Source organism: Patescibacteria group bacterium, assembly GCA_040390045.1.
Taxonomy (GTDB): Bacteria; Patescibacteriota; Minisyncoccia; order Phycocordibacterales; family SIBU01; genus SIBU01.
Window position 1 is genome coordinate 129,305 of the sequence record JAZJZC010000001.1, and the last position, 17,862, is coordinate 147,166.

General features: G+C 41.9%; 20 protein-coding genes. 6 read left to right on the plus strand and 14 right to left on the minus strand.

From position 1 onward, the window contains the following. Positions 1–63: 63 nt before the first annotated feature. Positions 64–465: a helix-turn-helix domain-containing protein gene (locus tag V4467_00695; GenBank protein ID MES2087489.1), complete on the plus strand. Its 402-nt coding sequence runs from the start codon at positions 64–66 to the stop codon at positions 463–465. 137 nt (positions 466–602) lie between these two features. Here the strand turns inward: V4467_00695 and V4467_00700 are convergent, their stop codons facing one another. The 10 genes from V4467_00700 to frr all read right to left on the minus strand — a co-directional run bounded on the left by V4467_00700 (position 603) and on the right by frr (position 9,750). Beyond that, entirely contained in the window at positions 603–1,232 is a 630-nt protein-coding gene (locus V4467_00700; protein MES2087490.1) for a Type 1 glutamine amidotransferase-like domain-containing protein, read from the minus strand. Positions 1,233–1,331: 99 nt separating this feature from the next. Beyond that, positions 1,332–1,997 carry a Type 1 glutamine amidotransferase-like domain-containing protein gene (locus V4467_00705; protein ID MES2087491.1) on the minus strand — a complete coding sequence of 222 codons (666 nt, stop codon included), beginning with the start codon at positions 1,995–1,997 and terminating at the stop codon, positions 1,332–1,334. Positions 1,998–2,031: 34 nt separating this feature from the next. Beyond that, positions 2,032–2,661, minus strand: coding sequence for an aminoacyl-tRNA hydrolase (gene pth / locus V4467_00710; GenBank protein MES2087492.1), 630 nt, complete (start codon positions 2,659–2,661; stop codon positions 2,032–2,034). A 131-nt stretch (positions 2,662–2,792) separates the two neighbouring features. Continuing rightward, complete coding sequence (locus tag V4467_00715; protein MES2087493.1) at positions 2,793–4,502, minus strand: penicillin-binding transpeptidase domain-containing protein; 1,710 nt, start codon at positions 4,500–4,502, stop codon at positions 2,793–2,795. After that, positions 4,492–4,755: a hypothetical protein gene (locus tag V4467_00720; GenBank protein MES2087494.1), complete on the minus strand. Its 264-nt coding sequence runs from the start codon at positions 4,753–4,755 to the stop codon at positions 4,492–4,494. Before V4467_00720 ends, V4467_00715 begins: the two co-directional genes overlap by 11 nt. 4 nt (positions 4,756–4,759) lie before the next feature. Then, entirely contained in the window at positions 4,760–5,557 is a 798-nt protein-coding gene (mreC, locus tag V4467_00725; GenBank protein MES2087495.1) for a rod shape-determining protein MreC, read from the minus strand. Next, positions 5,535–6,599, minus strand: a complete 1,065-nt coding sequence (locus V4467_00730) for a rod shape-determining protein (GenBank protein ID MES2087496.1) — start codon at positions 6,597–6,599, stop codon at positions 5,535–5,537. The genes mreC and V4467_00730 overlap by 23 nt, the downstream gene beginning before the upstream one ends. An 8-nt stretch (positions 6,600–6,607) precedes the next feature. Further along, a complete protein-coding gene (locus tag V4467_00735; protein ID MES2087497.1) occupies positions 6,608–7,849 on the minus strand; it encodes an aminoacyl--tRNA ligase-related protein in 1,242 nt (413 codons plus the stop codon). A 157-nt stretch (positions 7,850–8,006) separates the two neighbouring features. Then, positions 8,007–9,107, minus strand: a complete 1,101-nt coding sequence (locus V4467_00740) for a site-2 protease family protein (protein MES2087498.1) — start codon at positions 9,105–9,107, stop codon at positions 8,007–8,009. 94 nt (positions 9,108–9,201) lie between these two features. Further along, entirely contained in the window at positions 9,202–9,750 is a 549-nt protein-coding gene (gene frr, locus V4467_00745; protein MES2087499.1) for a ribosome recycling factor, read from the minus strand. An 8-nt stretch (positions 9,751–9,758) separates the two neighbouring features. On the opposite strand from frr, the gene V4467_00750 reads away from it, so the two are divergent. Beyond that, on the plus strand, positions 9,759–9,887 hold the full coding sequence (locus tag V4467_00750; protein ID MES2087500.1) for a hypothetical protein: 129 nt from the start codon (positions 9,759–9,761) through the stop codon (positions 9,885–9,887). Here V4467_00750 and V4467_00755 read toward each other — a convergent pair. Together V4467_00755 and V4467_00760 are read right to left on the minus strand one after the other, a co-directional pair. Then, positions 9,880–10,581 carry a hypothetical protein gene (locus V4467_00755; GenBank protein ID MES2087501.1) on the minus strand — a complete coding sequence of 234 codons (702 nt, stop codon included), beginning with the start codon at positions 10,579–10,581 and terminating at the stop codon, positions 9,880–9,882. The genes V4467_00750 and V4467_00755 overlap by 8 nt on opposite strands. A gap of 5 nt (positions 10,582–10,586) precedes the next feature. Then, positions 10,587–11,600, minus strand: coding sequence for a rod shape-determining protein (locus tag V4467_00760; protein MES2087502.1), 1,014 nt, complete (start codon positions 11,598–11,600; stop codon positions 10,587–10,589). Positions 11,601–11,740: 140 nt separating this feature from the next. Here V4467_00760 and V4467_00765 point away from each other — a divergent pair, with 140 nt between their 5' ends. Continuing rightward, a complete protein-coding gene (locus V4467_00765) occupies positions 11,741–12,007 on the plus strand; it encodes a hypothetical protein (GenBank protein ID MES2087503.1) in 267 nt (88 codons plus the stop codon). Positions 12,008–12,191: 184 nt separating this feature from the next. Here V4467_00765 and murA read toward each other — a convergent pair whose 3' ends face one another. Beyond that, positions 12,192–13,490 (minus strand): UDP-N-acetylglucosamine 1-carboxyvinyltransferase, encoded by a 1,299-nt coding sequence (murA, locus tag V4467_00770; GenBank protein ID MES2087504.1) that lies wholly within the window; start codon positions 13,488–13,490, stop codon positions 12,192–12,194. Positions 13,491–13,613: 123 nt separating this feature from the next. Between murA and V4467_00775 the strand changes: the two genes are divergently transcribed. After that, a complete protein-coding gene (locus V4467_00775; GenBank protein ID MES2087505.1) occupies positions 13,614–15,515 on the plus strand; it encodes a hypothetical protein in 1,902 nt (633 codons plus the stop codon). 192 nt (positions 15,516–15,707) lie between these two features. Here V4467_00775 and V4467_00780 read toward each other — a convergent pair whose 3' ends face one another. Further along, positions 15,708–16,100, minus strand: coding sequence for a hypothetical protein (locus V4467_00780; GenBank protein MES2087506.1), 393 nt, complete (start codon positions 16,098–16,100; stop codon positions 15,708–15,710). A gap of 312 nt (positions 16,101–16,412) precedes the next feature. On the opposite strand from V4467_00780, the gene def reads away from it, so the two are divergent. Both def and V4467_00790 read left to right on the plus strand, forming a co-directional pair. Continuing rightward, complete coding sequence (def, locus tag V4467_00785; protein MES2087507.1) at positions 16,413–16,955, plus strand: peptide deformylase; 543 nt, start codon at positions 16,413–16,415, stop codon at positions 16,953–16,955. After that, positions 16,952–17,818, plus strand: a complete 867-nt coding sequence (locus V4467_00790; protein ID MES2087508.1) for a methionyl-tRNA formyltransferase — start codon at positions 16,952–16,954, stop codon at positions 17,816–17,818. The genes def and V4467_00790 overlap by 4 nt, the downstream gene beginning before the upstream one ends. Positions 17,819–17,862: the final 44 nt, after the last annotated feature.

Sequence of the window (17,862 nt, forward strand, 5' to 3'; positions counted from 1 at the left end):
TATTGTCATTAAAATATTTTGTACGATATATCGTACAAAATATTGTTGTGATACAATAACAACATGCCACATGTATCCAAACACCTTGTAGCTGAAAAGGTACTCCGCGAACTAGAGGAGCACATTATCGCTGTCTTGAGTGACACAGGTTTGAAAGCCAGAAACAAAATCTTCAAAGAAATACTAACAAAGACAGAGAGACTGATGGTTGCGAAACGTCTGGCAATGATTTACTTGATACAGAAAGGGAGGGCGACGCACGAGATCAGCGAGATGTTGAAGGTTAGTCCTTCAACTGTAGCTCGTTTTGAGAACCAACTTGAGCAAAAGTGTTTCATACACACCGCTTCGTGGGTAAAAAATCACGTTGCCATGAATCGCGTTTTTAAACTTATTTTTAACTTAGCTGCCGTTCCGTTTGAAGCCCAGAAAAAATCTCTCGGCCAAATGCTTGATGAAAACTAATTATTGAACATGTCGGTTCACTATTTGTACGATATATCGTACAAAATCAATTTGACACCTTGAATTGTTCACGAAAGAAGAGACAAAAAAAACGGCTCTGCCCAATTTGTACGATATATCGTACAAAGTAGAGATTTTTATAGAATAATTTCGTCACCTTTTCCGATCAATTCCACCTTCCCATCTCGCATCAAAATCCCTTGCTCATCGGTAAGAATTTTTACCGGAAGTGGGGTTTGAGAAATTTTTTCCTTCAAAATCTGATCATACTCTGGTTTGTAATGAACCGTCATAAGAAATGGAACCAAACTCATGGCGGTCAAATCGGTAAGATTGTAATGACTGTATTTATCCTGATGTTTCCAAAGCGCCATTTCTATTGTTGGACAGGCAACATAACTGCCGGCACTTGCTCCCATGTAAATTAAACCTTTCGGCAACAACTCTTTTATAATTTTTTCAAAACCACTCTGCCTAATTGACTTCATGAGTAAAAACGTATTACCACCTTCAACGTACACTAATTCAGTTTTTTCTAAAACTTTTTTTAAATCATCCCCTGTCGTGTGATCCAAATCTATTTCCGTGCAATCATAGTTGTGTTCTTTGAAAAACTTTCGATTCCTTTCAAAGTAGGCTGTATCAGAAACTCCTTTCGAAGCAGTTGTAATGTGAACCATCTTGAAAGTATTGAAAGGCCGCCCCAAAACTTCAGGAGGGTTGTTCATCAAAAACCGAGCGGTGGAAAGCAATAAAATTGTACTCATGTTTTTAAATTCTAGCTGGCTGTTTCATTACTCAAGAAAGAAGACGTACCAAAACAACCCTAGCCAATTTGTACGATATATCGTACAAATTGCAAATACTTATAATTTACTTTGATTGAAAATAAGATACTTCCCTTCACTAACAACCTCAACTTCCTCATCAACAACTTTAAGTGCGGACTCATCGTCAAGAGCATATATTGGTTCTTTAATTTTTTCTGCAACCTTAGTGAGATTTTCTTTTGTATTCTTTGGTGAATCTGGAGAATGTAAATGAGGGTAAAAATAAAAAGGAACCAAACCAAGTGCGTCATTGTCATCATACCCAGTAAGTTCTTTATAGACCGAACGTTTGTTACTCATCAGAAGTGTTGGTGCAGTAACAATACTGCCGGCGCTTATCCCAGCATATACCTTAGTTTTTAAGAGTTCAGGCAAAAGCTCCTTCAGGCCAGATTTTTTCATCCAATACATCAAGTGAGCTGAAGTTCCTCCTGAGAAAAACAAAACATTAGCCTTCTCAAGTTTTGGTAACCAAATATCTTGAGGTAATGCAGAAATATCTACAATATCAATAAATTTGAGACCAAGATTTTTGAGATTGGATAAATCATCTATAAACCAACTTTTGTCGCCCCTACTGACGTTCATTGCAGTAGGAATAAAAGCGAGGTGAATCTCACTCGCTGGCTTTCCGACTAAATCAATAAAGGCCTCGGCAATCGACTTGTTGCTAATACCGTTTGAAGTAAGAAATAATTTCATGTTTTATTAAAAGCTCACAGCTCTCAGCTTAAAGCTATAAGCCACTTTGTTGACTCATCGCCATTTCGCGACCGTCGACAACAAGCGTATGCAATGATTCGTTTAGGGTTTTTGAAAGTTTTTTTAGAGTGGCAAGCTGATCAGGAGAAAATTTTCCGAGAATGTGTTTATCGACGGCTTCTTCACCCTTTGGTTTCTTGAGGTCGCCTTTGGGAGTGACCGGAGAAATACCGACCCGAACGCGGACAAAACTTTCAGTTTTAATTGCTTTCATAATTGACTCAACTCCCCTGTGGCCCCCAGAACTTTTGTTGAAAGAAATTTTCACTTTTCCAAACGGAATATCTAAGTCATCATGAATGACTGCCAAGTTGACCGCTTCAACCATTTTTTGTTTTCCCTTGCCGGTGGTTTTAAATTTTAAATCCTTGCACTTCTTCACCGCGTCACCTGACTTGTTCATGAAGGTTTCAGGTTCGATGAGCATGACAGCTGATGTACCGACTTTGCCAGAAGAAATCAAAGCTTTGGTTTTAAAATCAGTTTCCCAATCGGACAAATTTTCAGCCACGCGAAAAGCCTCGAGAAAAATTCTTCCAGTGTTGTGACGGGTATTTTCGTATTCTGCACCGGGATTTCCGAGGCCGACAATGATGTAAGACATGGAAACAAGTATAGAGTATGGGGTATAAAGTATCAAGCGGGAAGACAGATCACGGAACACGGACCACAGAACATTAAAGCCGGCGCACTTCGCGCGCCGGCCTCTGTTCCCTCTTTTTTATGTTCCATGTTCTATGTTTCGTGTTCTGTGAGATATTCGGGCGTATTCCCCGCCATCCATTCAAAAAGTTGTCGCATCACATACAAAGCCCCAATCGTATTTTCGTATGGACCTTTTTCCATAATGGCAGCAAAAGCATATCGAGGGTGATCGTATGGGAAAAAACCCACAACCCATGAATTCACCAATTTTTTAGTTGTTCCAAGTTCAGCGGTTCCAGTTTTTGCGGCAAGCTCGACTTGTGAAATGTTCAAACCTTTTGAGGTTCCGACAAGTACTGATTGTCGCATGCCCTCCCGAACCACTTGCATTTGATCTTCAGTAAATGGTAACACTTCGGCAGCCTTATCTGCTTCAACCTTGCTTGTTTGCAACAAAGTTGGACTTAAAAGTTTTCCTCCGTTGACCAAACTGGCAACTGCCCGAACCACTTGCGTCGGTGTCACCTGAAAACCATACTGACCAATCGCGGTGTGATACGTGTCTCCAATTCTCCAATCTTCTCCATTAAAATTTTCCTTTTTCCATTCCGGACTAGGAATCGTTCCATTTTTTTCCAAAAGCGGATTCCCGGGCAAGGTTTCTCCGAAACCAAAAAGTCGCATGTATTTTTCAATTTTGGCGATACCGAGACCAATCTGATTTTCAAATCCCCCGCCGATTTCGTAAAAATAAACGTCAGACGAAACCGCCAAGGCATCTCTCATGGCAACATACCCTTGCGGCCGCCAATCGTTAAACACACTTTTTTTAGTTGGATCAAATGGATTGGGAATAGAAATTGAACCGGTACTTAAAATAGTTTTGTTGGGATCAATAATATTTTCTTTCAGCGCCGCGAGCGCCACAAACGGCTTGACGATCGAGCCTGGCGTGTACAAACCGTCAGTCACCCGATTAAGAAAAGGCATATTCTTACTTTTGAAAAAATCGTTTATCTCTTTGGTGTTTGTGCGATCAGACATCACATTAGAATCATATTCAGGATAACTTACAGACGTTAAAATTTCGCCAGTGGTAACATCCATAATCACTCCCGCTCCACCTTGAAAGCCGATGCTATCCGCCGAGGCTTTCATAAGATCGTATAGTTTCTCACCGATTCTCACATCAATTGAAAGGTTGAGCGTCTGACCGTTTTCTGGAGGTTCGATCACGCTTTCAGTTTCAATTTTTCCCAGCGCGTTGGTTTCAATAATTTTCAGTCCCGGTTTTCCAGAAATTTGGCTTTCGTACATTTTCTCAACACCATCCATTCCTTCATAATGACCTTGGTAATAAAAACCGTTGGCATCTTTAGATGGATAGCGAATGTACCCTAGAATATGAGCGAGACCGTCAATCGAAGCGTATTTTCTTTGGGAATATTCGTTGGTTGTACTGGCTGAGACATTTGAGATTAAAGAAACCTTATTGCGGTCGTACACCACGCCACGTTCAGGGAAAATGGTAGTTTGACGCAAACTATTTTGTTCACTTTTCAATGCGTACTGTTTGCCCTGGGCCACTTGCAACATAGAAATTTTTCCGGAAAAAACCAAAAAAATAATCAAAAAAAGTATTCCCGCGCCAATAATGGTCTTTTTTGAAATTGGTTTTTCCAGGCGCCCTTCAAATTGACTCCGATCGAAATCGGGCAAATTTTTGGCATCAAGCAAAACCTCATCAGGATCGATTTCCCTATTCCAATTTTTTTGATGAAGGTTTTTTTTAAATACCATAAAATTTTAGATGTCTGCGCAAAAAAGCTTTGAGAATAAAAATAGCTGACATAGAAACCGAATAGAGCACAGGGGTGGGAAGAAACCGAGTGGGGACGCCGTAGAGCACATCAACAATGACTCCTAATATAATACATTCGTAAAAATTATCAAAAATAAACAAACAGATAATCGCTACCAAAAAAACCAGCCAGACGGGCAGTGCAAAAACGGCGGCCAAAAGAATGATGTCCATTAGAATTCTTAGTACCATAGAATTATTCTTCGGAGGAAAGTATCAAAACCTGATCAACGATGTTCAAGTTGACCGGTAAGGTAAAAAGGATAGATTGAAAGGCGCTCGTTTCTGTCTGCTCAACATCTCCAACAACGCCGTAAAATTTCGGGTAGAGGCCCGTGGATTTTATCACGTCTCCCGGCTTAACCAGAATTTCTTTTGGGAGTTTAATAGAAAAATTTCCGGCTCCTCTGCCGAGCGCTTCGGTATCAACACCACTTGTACCGACCCTCACTAACACTGACTCACCGAAGGACGAAAACAAAGAAATTTTTGCATAGCGATTAAACACCTCTTCCACTGTACCAATAGCAAAGTCTTGAACTAAAACCAAATCGCCTTTTTTCACGCCATCATTTTTTCCCGCGTCAACCACAAAAGAATCATACGCAGTATGGCCGGGACGACTAAGAACGGAGGCTAAAACTGATTTCTCGCCGTTGGTCCTCCCGAGCAAAGTCTTGAGCGTGTCATTTTCTCTTTTGTAATCATCGAGGGTCGTAAGCGCCACGTTTGCAATACTGAGCTTTAAAAGAAGCGCGGCATTTTCAGATTCCAGTTTCGCCTTATCATCAAACATAGACCACACAGCGGCAAAACTACCTTTGACAAATTCACTTGAATTCCAAACAGGCGTTGCAACCCCGTACAACGTTTGTGTCAAAAAGTTCGGAAGGAAAAAATAAAAAATTCCGGCCAGTCCAAGAACTAAAACCACGCCAACAATAGACTTCCAAGCGCTACTATTTCTGTGGTTATTTTTTTGGAGGTAATTCATCTTCATTCTGAAGCAACACTTCACTATACCGATCGAGATCTTCGAGAATAATTCCAGCGCCACGAGCAACGGCAGTCAAAGGGTCTTCGGCGATGTGTACGGGAATTTTTAAAGAATCGACCAACAGTTCATCAAAACCTTTGAGGAGCGCTCCACCTCCGACAAGATAGGCGCCGCGATGCATGATGTCTGCCACAATTTCAGGCGGCGTGGTTTCAAGAACTTCTTTAACGGACTCAACGAGATTATCGACCGATTGCGCAATCGCCTCACGAACATCAGAATCGGTCACAATCACTTCGCGTGGCAATCCGGTAATCAAATCGCGCCCTCGGATTGAAGCTTCCATTGGAGAGCCGCTGGGCAAGACAGAACCAATGGCAATTTTAATACTCTCAGCGGTTTTCTCCCCAATTAAAATTTTAAATTCGCCTCGAATATAGGAAATAATATCTTCATTCAATCGATCGCCGGCAATTTTCAAACTTTTTGAACGCACAATTCCTCCGAGAGAAATAACGGCAATGTCTGACGTACCTCCACCGATATCAATAATCATATTTCCAACCGGTTCCTGCACGGGAAGACGAATACCGATGGCGGCGGCCATCGGTTCTTCTACGATATGGACTTCGCGCGCGCCGTTATTTTTGGTAGCGTCGCGTACCGCTCGGGTTTCCACATTTGTAATTCCTGAAGGAACTCCAACAACCACTCGCGGTCCCAAAAGTTTTCTAGAATTAGCTTCAGCTTTTTTTATCAAGTACGAAATCATTTCTTCAGTCACTTCAAAATCTGAAATTACACCGCCAACAAGCGGTTTGACCGCACTAATGTGCGGCGGCGTGCGTCCCAACATCGATTTAGCGTGAATACCAACGGCCACCACTTGACCAGTTTTATTATTAACGGCAACAACAGAAGGTTCGTTGATAATAATTCCCTGTCCGCGCATGTAGACCAGTGTATTAGCCGTACCGAGATCAATCCCGATGTCATTCGACAAAAAAGTATACATTTTTTCTAGGTGTTTGTTTCTCATGTGGCTTCTTAGATCATCTTGAGCACTTCAGCTTCACTCAACATTTTTGATTGGCTTTCGGTTCTGCCTTTAACTTCAATCACGCCCGCCTTGACTGTTTTATCGCTGACCACAAGCCGCCATGGTAGACCCAACAAATCCGAATCAGCAAATTTTTCTCCGGCGCGAAGATCTCGATCGTCATACAAAACCTCAACTCCCATCTTATTTAATTTCTCGTACAACTCGTCTGCGTATTTTTTAGCGTCACCTTCCATAGAAAGTGAGATGAGGTGAACTTTAAACGGCGCAACTGATTCTGGCCAGACAATGCCTTTTTCATCGGCGAGAACTTCCACAATCGTACCCATGAGTCTCCCGAGCCCGATACCGTAGCAACCCATAATAACGGTTTTCTTTTCACTTTTTTCGTCCATGAAATGGAGCTCAAGTGGTTCAGAAAAATTAACTCCGAGATTAAAAATATTTCCAACCTCAACGGCTTTTTTCTTCACTAAATCTTTATTGCCACAATTAGGACAAGCGGATACTTCCTTGAAAATTTCATCGTTAATAGCCATTTTACATTTCTCGCAAATATAAATGACATCTTCTCCTGCGTCAGTCACCGTCTGAAATTCATCTGAGTATTTTGAAAAACTTCCACCACTTGAAGACGTGATGTACGTCTGTGAACCAATTCCAACTGCATCGTAAATATTTTTGTACGCAGTTTTTGCTCCCTCATAAAAAGCTGAGTGTTCCTCCTGAGTTCTCGAAAAAGAATACATATCTTTCATCAAAAATTCTCGGCCGCGAATGATGCCACTTTTGGCTCGCGCTTCATTTCTAAATTTCGTTTGGATTTGGTAAATATACAACGGCAAATCTCTCCACGAACGAACATAATCTTTCAAAAGATTGGTGAGCTCGGCTTCGTGACTGTATCCAAGCCCGACCTCGTTGTCATTTTTTAATTTAGTTTTAAACCAATTGTCGACAACCGCGTCACTCCATTTGCCAGCTTTCTCCCAAAGATTTTTGTCTTGAAGAACCGTGAGCATCACTTCCTGTCCGCCAACCGCATTCATTTCCCTGCGAATAATGTTGCCAATTTTGTTTATAACTCTAAGGCCGAGCGGCAGATATGAATAAACTCCAGCCATTTCTTTGTGAATAAATCCTGCGCGAATGAGCAGTTCGGCATTTTTTGCCACTTCATCTTTTGGAGCCTCTTTGCGAGTTTTTGTAAAAAGTTTTGATTGGCGCATAAAATAAAATAGGTGGATAGAAATTAAAATCCGTGGCTTTAATACTACAGCAAAGCCCGAAAAAACGCGATAGTTGACTATCGCAATTCTTTATTGTAACTGACGAGGACAAACTCTATTATCGTAGACTTAGAGAAAAGGGCCAAACAGGCAAGTTCTAAAAGAGCTTAACGATATCGTGATAGGTAATAAATAGCATCAGTAAAATAAGCAACCCGAATCCTGCCGTGTTTAATCCTTGAATCAATTTCGGTTTGAGCGGCGAGCCTTTAATAGCTTCAATGAGGACCACAAAAATTCTACCGCCATCGAGCGCCGGCAGTGGTAAAAGATTAATAACAGCCAAATTTATTGAAAGAAGCGCGGTGAAAAAAATCAAATACGAGAAACCAAGATTTTTCGCGTCGCCAACCAACGAGACCATACCGATGGGACCCGAGACCGTAGACAAATCAGCTCGTCCAAAAATCGCATCTTTGAAAAAATCAAAAATTCCCAGCGCCACATTTACAAACAAACGCTCAGTCATAATTCCTGCTTGCCAAAAAGCTTTAAAAATTGGCAACTTGATGTAGCCGATCATGTCCATGCCGATTCCGATAGCTACCGCGTCCCCAACGATTCCTTTTTTCGCTTCAATCTGCAGTTGAGAAATTTTTGACCCGCGCTGTATAGACATCTCAATTGGACCCTTGCTTTTCATAATAAAATCGTGAACCGTGTCTGGATTTAATTTTTCCGTCATTTGAGCCGTTGTGGTTTTTAATGAAAGAATCGCGTCTCCCGCTTTCAACCCTGACAATTCTGCTGGTGAATTTGGCAAAATGGAAGTGACAGTTAATTGTACATTAGTCAGTTGTGAAGCATTGGTCGTGTCGAGGGCTGTCGGCAAACCGAACATAAAACCTAGAGAAATAATAAGCCACGCAAAAATAACATTAAACAAAACGCCGCCAGAGAGCACAGCCGCTTGAACGAAACTACTTTTATGCGCCAAACTTCGACTTTTATTTTCAACCACTCCATTGGGGCTTTCTAAACTTTCAGCGTTCTCACCGAAAATTCTCACAAACCCGCCGAACGGTAAGAGGTTCAGCGAGTAGATAGTCTCACCAATTTTTTTACTAAAAAGTGTGGGAGGAAATCCCAAACCAAATTCATCTACTCTCACTCCATTTTTTTTGGCAATCAAAAAATGGCCAAGTTCGTGAACGAGGACGAGCAACGCTAAAATTATTAGAAAAATTATTATGTTCATTTTTAAAAAGGGTTTAGGGTAGAGGGCACAGGGTTTAATCAAAAAAGATTTCTTGTATTTCAAAAACTACACCCTTAACCCTAACCCCTATACCCTAACTTTGTATTTCCTTCTCCTTCCTCTCCGCCGCGTCCCCAAGTTTTTTATTGAGCGCATCCACAAGCTTTTGCAATTCCGCTTTTAAACGAAACTTTTCGTCTTCTCCCATGCCCCCTGCTTTTTCTGCCGCCTCAATTTCTTTTTGGACTTCATCACGCAATTTTCTCACTGAGACTCGCGCATCTTCCAATTTATCTTTCGCGATTTTCAATAACGCTGTTCGTCGATCGTTGGTTAGTTCTGGAAATGAAACTCGAACACCAGTGTCCACTGCGGCTACAGATAGCCCCAGGCTCGCCGCCACAACCGCTTTTTCAATTTCTTTTATGAGTGACGTGTCCCACGGTGTGATAAAAAGTGATCGCGCGTCCTGACTAGCGATGCTTCCAACAGAACTAATCGGCATCTTGGCGCCATATGACTCAACTAAAATTCCATCGAGAATAGCTGGCGTTGCGCGAGACGTGCGAACACTCCCCAACTCCTTAGTGAGCCACTCTTCGATATCTTTGCCTTTTTGATTGAATTTAGTGAAGGAAAACATAGAGGGTCATGGAACACGTAGCACACAACATGGAGCAAGGGGATAAATCTTGTCTGCATGTTCCATGCTTCATGATACGTGCTCCATGTTATATTATCAGCTCTCCAGAAAAAATCCAATCACGAAAAATCATTTAGGCAGCGGAACTATAAGAGAAACGTATTCCAAAAGCATTTTGACGCTCGCCGAGCGGTCGAGCATATAGTCTCGGCATTTTTCGATATCGACTAAAATTTTTGGCGACAGCCCCTTTTTATCTTTAAACTTTTGATACAAAATTTCTTCAACACCTTCGATCAAACGGAGTGCTTCTGCCTTAGTTTTCTTTTCGTCTTTAATATCGTCGGCTAGTTTTTTAACAAAGGCGAGACGTTTGGGTAAACTGAGAGAGAGGAATTCTTTGGCCCCGGCCGCGGCGGCCGGGGCTGTTCTCATCTCAATCTTTGCCACACGCGAGAGCAACGTCGGGATCAAATTTTTCACACATTCGCCAAGCAAGAAAAAATAAGTATTTTCAGTCGGTTCTTCAAAAACTTTCAACAATGAATTTTGGGCTTCGAGCGTTATCGAGTCCGCTTCAATCACAAAAATTTTCTTAGCGTCCACTACAAAAGATTTTTTTTCTTGAAATTCTTTCAGAATTCTGGCGTTTTCAATGTTCAATGATTCAAATTTCTGATACGAAAAATCTGGGTTGCCCTTCGTTTCAATCTTCCACGAGCGTTCTAAAAGTTCAAATAATTTTTCTTTGGCGTTAACATCTCCAAAAATAGCATTGGCATGATGCCCCAAAATTTCGGCATGTTCCGTGTTCCGTGTTTTGTGTTCCATGGCTTCTAGCGCTTCGCTATGATGCTCTTCTTGTACATCTCAAGATGCTCCAACGCAATTCCTGTCCCGAGAGCCACACAATAGAGTGCATCTTTAGCAAGTGTGGCTTTCACTCCAGTTCGGCGAAAAACCAATTCTGGTAAATTGCGCAACTGCGAAGAACCGCCTGTCATCATAATTCCTTGATCAATAATATCCGCAGCCAGTTCTGGTGGCGTTTCCTGCAAAACATCTTTAATAGCTTTGACCATTTCGCGAAGTTCTTTACTGATGGCTTTGACCACTTCGTTGGTTTTTACTTCAGCTGTTCGAGGAAGCCCAGTAATAAAATCACGGCCTTTGATTGTCATGGCAATCTCTTCTTCGAGCGGCACGGCAGAACCGATATTAATTTTTATATCCTCCGCCATTTTATCCCCAATCGCTAAGTTGAAAGTTTTTTTAATGTAATCGGTAATGGCAATATCAATTTTGTTGCCAGCCACTTTTACGGAAGTTGAAGCAACAATACCTCCAAGCGAAATCACCGCCACATCTGTCGTGCCACCACCGATATCCACAATCATTCGTCCCACAGCTTCTTGAATAGGAATACCCGCGCCGATGGCCGCCAAAATTGGTTCCTTCACCACGTAGGCATTTTTGGCTCCAGCTTTAATAGCCGCCTCAATCACCGCGCGCCGTTCAGTCGAAGTCACGCCAGCTGGCACACTGATCATCACTTCTGGTTTCCAAATATTCCATTTGCCAAGAGCCTTGTTTATAAAATATCGCAACATGGCTTCGGTCACTCGATAATCAGCAATCACACCATCTTTCATCGGGCGGTAGGCAATAATCGAATCGGGGGTTTTCCCAATCATATTTTTGGCTTCAACTCCGACGGCTAAAATTTTATTGTCTTGTTCAGACACGGCAACCACTGATGGTTCGTTTAACACGACGCCTTTACCCGGAACAAACACCAAGGTGTTGGCGGTGCCGAGATCAATGCCAAGTTTTTTGGAAAATAAACTCATAAGAAGGGTTGAGGGTATAGGGTTCAGGGTTTAGTAAAAGAATTGTAACAGTATAGTACGTTTTGCGAAAAAGGTTTAATAGTTGACGAGACCAGTTTATTATTTTAGTCTGGTTTTAGAAAAGTCGAAGGCCCCATTATATGGAACCTATACATTGGATTATCGTGGACACGGGATTAACCTGCACAGCAATCCTGTTCATCTACGAAACGAAGGAGTCATACCTGCATTGGTGCCTTGTGTCCTTTCTTGATTTTTGGATAGGCGCTCACCTTGTTGGAACTGCTGCACTGGGAGTAACCATGGGCAACTCCATAATCCCGTCTGTAGCCTTTTTGTTCAGTGTGCTCTTTTTTGTGAACGCTAAAAGGGATTTCGAAAAGGCACTCAAATTTCCTCGGGAATAATTCCTTTCCTGAATCCCCCGCGCTCGTACTCGAGCGCGGGTTTTCTTTTACCTTTCCTCTAACCTTTCTCAAATTGCTGTAAACCACAAAACTTCATTTGCAAAGAAAAACTTCTCCAGCGCGCCTTGTCCGGGCTTGGGCAAGCGGGAGGAGTTTTTCGAAGCAGAGGGTTTTGTGTTTACAGCTAATTACTCACTCTCTCTATATCCACTCCCACCGCCTTTAGCCTCTCCTCAATTCTTTCATAGCCTCGATCGACATAATGAACATTATTAATAACGGATCGCCCCTTCGCCACAATAGCTGCCAAAATGTAGGCGAGACCAGCGCGAATGTCTGGTCCGTCGAGCTCCCTACCTTTTAAAATCGCTGGACCTTTGATTGTCATGGTGTGCTTACTCCAGACGTTCAGCTTCGCTCCCATCTTTACCAAATCATCAGCGTAATTTAATCGGCCGTCAAAAATAGTTTCAAAGACGCTACTCTCGCCCGTTACTTGAGTCAAAAAAACCGTCAGCGGCGCTTGCAAGTCAGTTGGAAAACCTGGGTACTCGTGAGTGGTGACACTGGTTCCATGAAAATTAGAATTTTTTGCATCCCGTGAATATTTAACATGAATGGAGTCTTTCGTGATATTCATGTGAAGTCCAGAACGCTCAAAGGTGGCAATCAAACTTTCCAAATGCATCGGGTTACAATTTTTTATAGTGATGTCCTCTCCTGCAAGCGCAGCCAAAATAAGGAAACTTCCCGCCTCGATTCGATCCGGAATAGTTTTAAAACTTTTTTTGCCAGCTTTCAAAATGCCTCCACCAACAATCGTCAATGTTGGAGAACCCACACCAGTAATTTTCGCGCCGCAAGAAATTAAAAATTCAGCGACATTTCCGATCTCCGGTTCCATAGCGGCGTTTTTAATAACCGTCGTTCCTTCAGCCAACGTGGCCGCCATCATTACCGTCTCGGTGACGGTATGACTTGGCACACGAAGGAAAATTTCCGCACCATGAAGTTTCTTACCGTTAGTTTTAAATGTATAAATTTCTGAATCAAATGTAACCGTCGCACCCATTTTTTCAAAAGCCGAAATAAACATATCCACCGGTCGCTCACCGAGCACGCAACCTCCCGGATGCGGCAACACCACCTCTCCATAGCGTGCGAGCAGAGGGCCAATAAAAACCGTCGACGCTCTCATTTTTTTCGAAAGTTCATGGTCGAGAATTTTGCTCGTTAAAACCGAAGCATCGATTCTCCACTCGTGATAACCTTTTCGCTCAATCTTACCACCTAGATTTTTTATAATTTCTACCGAACTTTGGACATCCTGAATAAACGGCACGTTTTCAAATAGTATCGGCTCGTCAAATAAAATGGCGCTTGCAAACGCCGGCAATACAGCATTCTTCGCGCCAAACACAGGAAGTTCTCCGACGAGAGCTCGTTTGCCGTGCTGGCCTTTGATAAGAAAAATGTCTTTCATACAGCGCATTCTAATCGTTTCAGCAACTTTTTACAAATAGAACAAGATTGCAAGGTCGATACTTTTTTGCGACTATGTATTTACAATCTGTTTCTTAAATTGAAACTAATCTAAATCCGTTATATGAAACTCATTGAAGTCATTCCCATAGCTCGTGGCATTGGAAAGGAAACTCTTTCCTACTTTTCTAATGCAGACATTCCCAATGGCTCCCTTGTCACCGTACCTGTTCGCAAACGCCTGATTTCTGGCCTTGTCGTTTCTTCGCACGACGCGCAAGAAGAAAAATCTTCCATCAGATCGTCCGACTATCAAATGAGAAAGGTTGGTGAATTCAAATCTGAAAGTTTTTTATCGGAAAATTTCATGAAGGCGGCGAAATCAATCGCAGACTTCTCGGCAAGTTCAATCGGCAGTGTGCTCAATCTTCTTATTCCGAAAACTATTTTGGAACACGCACCAGAGGTTAAAGCCAATAACCCTAAACAAATTCAGAAACTGGAAAATTTTGACCGGCTGGCACTTCAAGCCGAAGATGAGGAGCGGTTTGCGACCTATCGCAGTTTGATACGTGAGGAATTTGCCCGCAGACACTCGGTATTTTTCTGTGTGCCAACCGCGGAAGACGCTATAAAACTTTCAGCACTTTTACCCAAAGGCATTGAGGATTACACCTTTGCTTTTTACGGCTCGCTCCCGAAAAATAAAATGCTAACGCTTTGGCAAAAAGCCGTTAGCGAAGAACATCCGATTTTAATTATTGCCACAGCGCCCTTTTTTTCAATTTCACGATCTGACATCAGTACGATCGTAGTTGAAAATGAAAGTTCCCGATCATACAAAATGCAGATGCGACCCTTTTTGGATGTGCGGATTTTTGCTGAATTTTTTGCCAAAGAAATTGGCGCAAAATTTATTGTTGGTGATAATTTTTTGCGAACCGAAACAATTTTCAAAGTTAAACAAGGAGAATTTGCAGAACTTTCTCCGCTAAAATTTCGATCGCTCTCCCCCGCTAGAAATACAGTCATCGACATGAGCGCTCTGAAAAAAAGTACTGGAGGAAAATTTGAAACTTTGAGCCCTGAACTTGAAGCGCTAATACAGCAGTCACATACTGCCAATCAAAATTTATTTATTTTTGCTGCCCGAAGAGGTTTCGCGCCGGAAACTATTTGTGGCGACTGCGGAACTCTTGTCCTCTGCAGTCGTTGCCGATCACCGATTACGCTCCATCGCGCCAAACCCGGAGACAACAGCCAAAACTTTTTTTTCTGCCACGGATGTAATGAGAAACGAAGTACCGAGGAACATTGTTCGAAATGCGGCAGTTGGAAGTTGCAATCAATTGGCATCGGGATTGAGCTCGTAGAAGTGGAACTAGAAAAAAAATTCCCTTTCATCAAAATATTCAGAGTCGATAAAGACACCACGCCAACCAAAAAACAAATTTCTAAAAAGATTGCTTCGTTTTACGCGTCACCTGGAAGTATTCTATTGGCAACCGAAATGGTGTTTCCCTATTTAGACAAAAAAATCGAAAATACCGCAGTGGCCTCACTCGACGCCCTGTTTTCACTTCCGGATTTTCGAATCAACGAAAAAATCCTCCATATTCTTCTGAAAATCAGAGCACTCACCGAATCTTCTTTTTTTGTGCAAACTCGAATTCCAAATGAAAAAATTCTTGATTACGCACTCAAAGGAAATTTGATCGATTTTTATCGAGAAGAAATTGCCGCGAGGAAAGACTTTAATTATCCCCCATTTACCACGCTCATTAAAATTTCCCTCTCAGGAACACGAGCGGCCGTTTCAAAAGAAATGCTCGAACTTAAAGAGTTTCTTCAGCCTTTCACAACAGAGATTTTTCCAGCGTTCATTGAGGAATCTCGCGGGGCCTTTACGCTTCACGCTCTCATCCGCTTGCCTATCGGCGGCTGGATCAATCGCGAACTTTTGTCAAAACTTCTTCAGCTCCCTCCTCAATTTCGCATCGCGGTGGAACCGGAGAGTCTGCTATAAATAAGTTAAAAGTTCATCAAGTTCGTAAAGTTTATAAAGTAAAAATAGAAATCAACCTAAACCATTCACACATTCGTGCGAATGTGTGAATGGTTTAATTGTGAAAAAACAGCATTATACCTTTCGCTCGAAAGGTATAATGCTATTTGATAAAAACTGTAAATCCTAAAATGTTCCTAAATCTGTCTCGCCTTAACGCTCCCATTTCTTTTCTTCAGGGTGAAAATCAACTTGGTGTTCAGGAATTCCTAGAGAAATGCCGTAACGTTTCGCCGCGTCATATTCTTGCTGGCTATTCTTATTGATTTTGAAAATTTTTCCGGGGAAAATAATAAAGTGAGTATTCTCGTTTTTAAAATCTGCGTACCATGCTGAAGGTTGGGAAATTAAAGTTTGGCTCAAAATTTTTGTAGCCAGATCAACTTTTTCCTCAGAAATTTCTACTGTGTGCAAAGTCCACTGCGAAAGCCATGGGGTGTGATGTTCAGGTGTCACCGTTTCAATTTCAGTTTTAAGAACCGCGACCTCCGCGAGCACCTCTAAATTCTTCAAACTTTCTTCGATTATTATGCCACTGTAATTCATAAATTTATTTGATTGTAACATGCAATTTTTCCAAAGAAAAAGCGCCGAAATAATTTAGCGGCGCTCCGGCAAAAACGAGCGAGTGATTCTTCTCCCATCCGGACCCTTGGCATGCCGAGAGATCAACCTTTGTTGAAGACGGTGATCAAAGATGGCTGGAATCCTCTCTTTGAGCGCAGCTTGGGAGTTTGGATTTTCTACTTCTGGGTTGTTACCTTTTGTCTTCATTTGATACCTCAATTTGATCTGTCAAAATTGTAACTTACTATTTCCTACTTTGCTAAAGCTCTTTTTGCACGGTACAATTATTTAATGACACCGATTGTCCAAAACCCTAATCCTGTTCTACGCAAAGTAGCGAAGGAAGTGCCGGAAAAAACCATAAAAAGCCCTAAAATCATTGCTGTTTTAGAAAGGATGAAAGAGGCCCTTGATTCCCAAGAAGACGGCGTGGCCATTGCTGCACCACAAATTGGCGAATCATTGAGAATTTTTGTAATCACCGAACGAGCTCTTGAAATTTCAGATGAACTAGCGGAAGGAAAAAAAATCGCTAAGAACCCTGAAAAAGTTTATGGTCATTTGGTTTTTATCAATCCCGTAATTTCCAAAATTTCGAAAACCAAAGCCGTACTCGAAGAAGGGTGTCTCAGTGTCAGGTATGCCTATGGAAAAGTTAACCGTTCAACCAAGGCCACGGTCAAAGCGTTCAACGAAAAAGGTGAAAAATTTACACGCGGCGGAAGCGGGCTTTTAGCGCAAATTTTCCAGCATGAAATCGATCATCTCAATGGCATTTTATTTATTGATACGGCAAAAGAGGTTAAGGAGGTTCCACCTGAAAAAACTACATGAGTACGACACCTCTCAATTACGTTTTTTTCGGAACTCCAGAATTTTCCACACTTGTCCTCGCTGAACTTTTATCGAAGGGATATTCCCCCGCCTTTGTGGTGACGACTCCCGACAAGCCGGCAGGAAGAGGGCTGGCACTCACGGAATCGCCGGTGAAAATTTTTGCGACAAAGCAAAATATTCCGGTATTGCAACCAGAAAAACTCGATGCCGAATTTGTTTCTAATCTCAAAGAAAAAAATCTCGACCTATGTATTGTGGCGGCATATGGAAAAATTTTGCCAGAATCTCTACTGTCCATTACAAAGTATCCTCCGCTCAACGTGCACCCATCACTGCTTCCAAAGTATCGCGGTACGTCTCCCGTTGAAAGCCAGATTTTAGCGGATGAAAAAAATATCGGCGTTTCAGTAATTCGCATGGATGAAAAAACCGATCACGGACCGATCGTTGCCCAAGAAAAAGTGGAAATACCTAACTGGCCGATTTCACGAGATACCTTAAATACTATTTTATGGAAAAAAGGAGGAGCGTTGATTGCGCAGGCGTTACCGAGCTGGATAGATGGAAGCCTAAAAGAAATTCCTCAAAATCACGACGAGGCCACACCTACACCAAGAACACAAAAAACCGACGGACTCGTTGAACTTTTAGATTCTGATCGAAAAAATTATCTTAAATATCTTGCGTACGAAGGCTGGCCGGGCACCTATTTTTTTAGTGAGAAAGATGGTAAAAAAATCCGTGTCATTATCAAAAAAGCGCGCCTTCTTGATGAAAAATTTGTGATCGACACTGTGCTACCTGAAGGGAAAAAAGAAATGGGGTATGAAGATTTTCTTAAGGGGAAAAAAGTCGGTTAAAAAATCCCCGTTCCGATGTACATCGGAACGGGGATTTTCTTTAC

Excerpts from the sequence above, each read along its gene's own strand:
- pth (MES2087492.1), bottom strand. The coding sequence starts at position 2,661 with ATGTCTTACATCATTGTCGGCCTCGGAAATCCCGGTGCAGAATACGAA.
- V4467_00755 (MES2087501.1), bottom strand. The coding sequence starts at position 10,581 with ATGGAACACAAAACACGGAACACGGAACATGCCGAAATTTTGGGGCAT.
- def (MES2087507.1), top strand. The coding sequence starts at position 16,413 with ATGACACCGATTGTCCAAAACCCTAATCCTGTTCTACGCAAAGTAGCG.
- V4467_00720 (MES2087494.1), bottom strand. The coding sequence starts at position 4,755 with ATGGTACTAAGAATTCTAATGGACATCATTCTTTTGGCCGCCGTTTTT.
- V4467_00740 (MES2087498.1), bottom strand. The coding sequence starts at position 9,107 with ATGAACATAATAATTTTTCTAATAATTTTAGCGTTGCTCGTCCTCGTT.
- V4467_00735 (MES2087497.1), bottom strand. The coding sequence starts at position 7,849 with ATGCGCCAATCAAAACTTTTTACAAAAACTCGCAAAGAGGCTCCAAAA.
- V4467_00765 (MES2087503.1), top strand. The coding sequence starts at position 11,741 with ATGGAACCTATACATTGGATTATCGTGGACACGGGATTAACCTGCACA.
- V4467_00700 (MES2087490.1), bottom strand. The coding sequence starts at position 1,232 with ATGAGTACAATTTTATTGCTTTCCACCGCTCGGTTTTTGATGAACAAC.
- V4467_00705 (MES2087491.1), bottom strand. The coding sequence starts at position 1,997 with ATGAAATTATTTCTTACTTCAAACGGTATTAGCAACAAGTCGATTGCC.
- V4467_00780 (MES2087506.1), bottom strand. The coding sequence starts at position 16,100 with ATGAATTACAGTGGCATAATAATCGAAGAAAGTTTGAAGAATTTAGAG.
- V4467_00715 (MES2087493.1), bottom strand. The coding sequence starts at position 4,502 with ATGGTATTTAAAAAAAACCTTCATCAAAAAAATTGGAATAGGGAAATC.
- V4467_00730 (MES2087496.1), bottom strand. The coding sequence starts at position 6,599 with ATGAGAAACAAACACCTAGAAAAAATGTATACTTTTTTGTCGAATGAC.
- V4467_00775 (MES2087505.1), top strand. The coding sequence starts at position 13,614 with ATGAAACTCATTGAAGTCATTCCCATAGCTCGTGGCATTGGAAAGGAA.
- mreC (MES2087495.1), bottom strand. The coding sequence starts at position 5,557 with ATGAATTACCTCCAAAAAAATAACCACAGAAATAGTAGCGCTTGGAAG.
- V4467_00750 (MES2087500.1), top strand. The coding sequence starts at position 9,759 with ATGGAACACGTAGCACACAACATGGAGCAAGGGGATAAATCTTGTCTG.
- murA (MES2087504.1), bottom strand. The coding sequence starts at position 13,490 with ATGAAAGACATTTTTCTTATCAAAGGCCAGCACGGCAAACGAGCTCTC.
- V4467_00760 (MES2087502.1), bottom strand. The coding sequence starts at position 11,600 with ATGAGTTTATTTTCCAAAAAACTTGGCATTGATCTCGGCACCGCCAAC.
- frr (MES2087499.1), bottom strand. The coding sequence starts at position 9,750 with ATGTTTTCCTTCACTAAATTCAATCAAAAAGGCAAAGATATCGAAGAG.
- V4467_00790 (MES2087508.1), top strand. The coding sequence starts at position 16,952 with ATGAGTACGACACCTCTCAATTACGTTTTTTTCGGAACTCCAGAATTT.
- V4467_00695 (MES2087489.1), top strand. The coding sequence starts at position 64 with ATGCCACATGTATCCAAACACCTTGTAGCTGAAAAGGTACTCCGCGAA.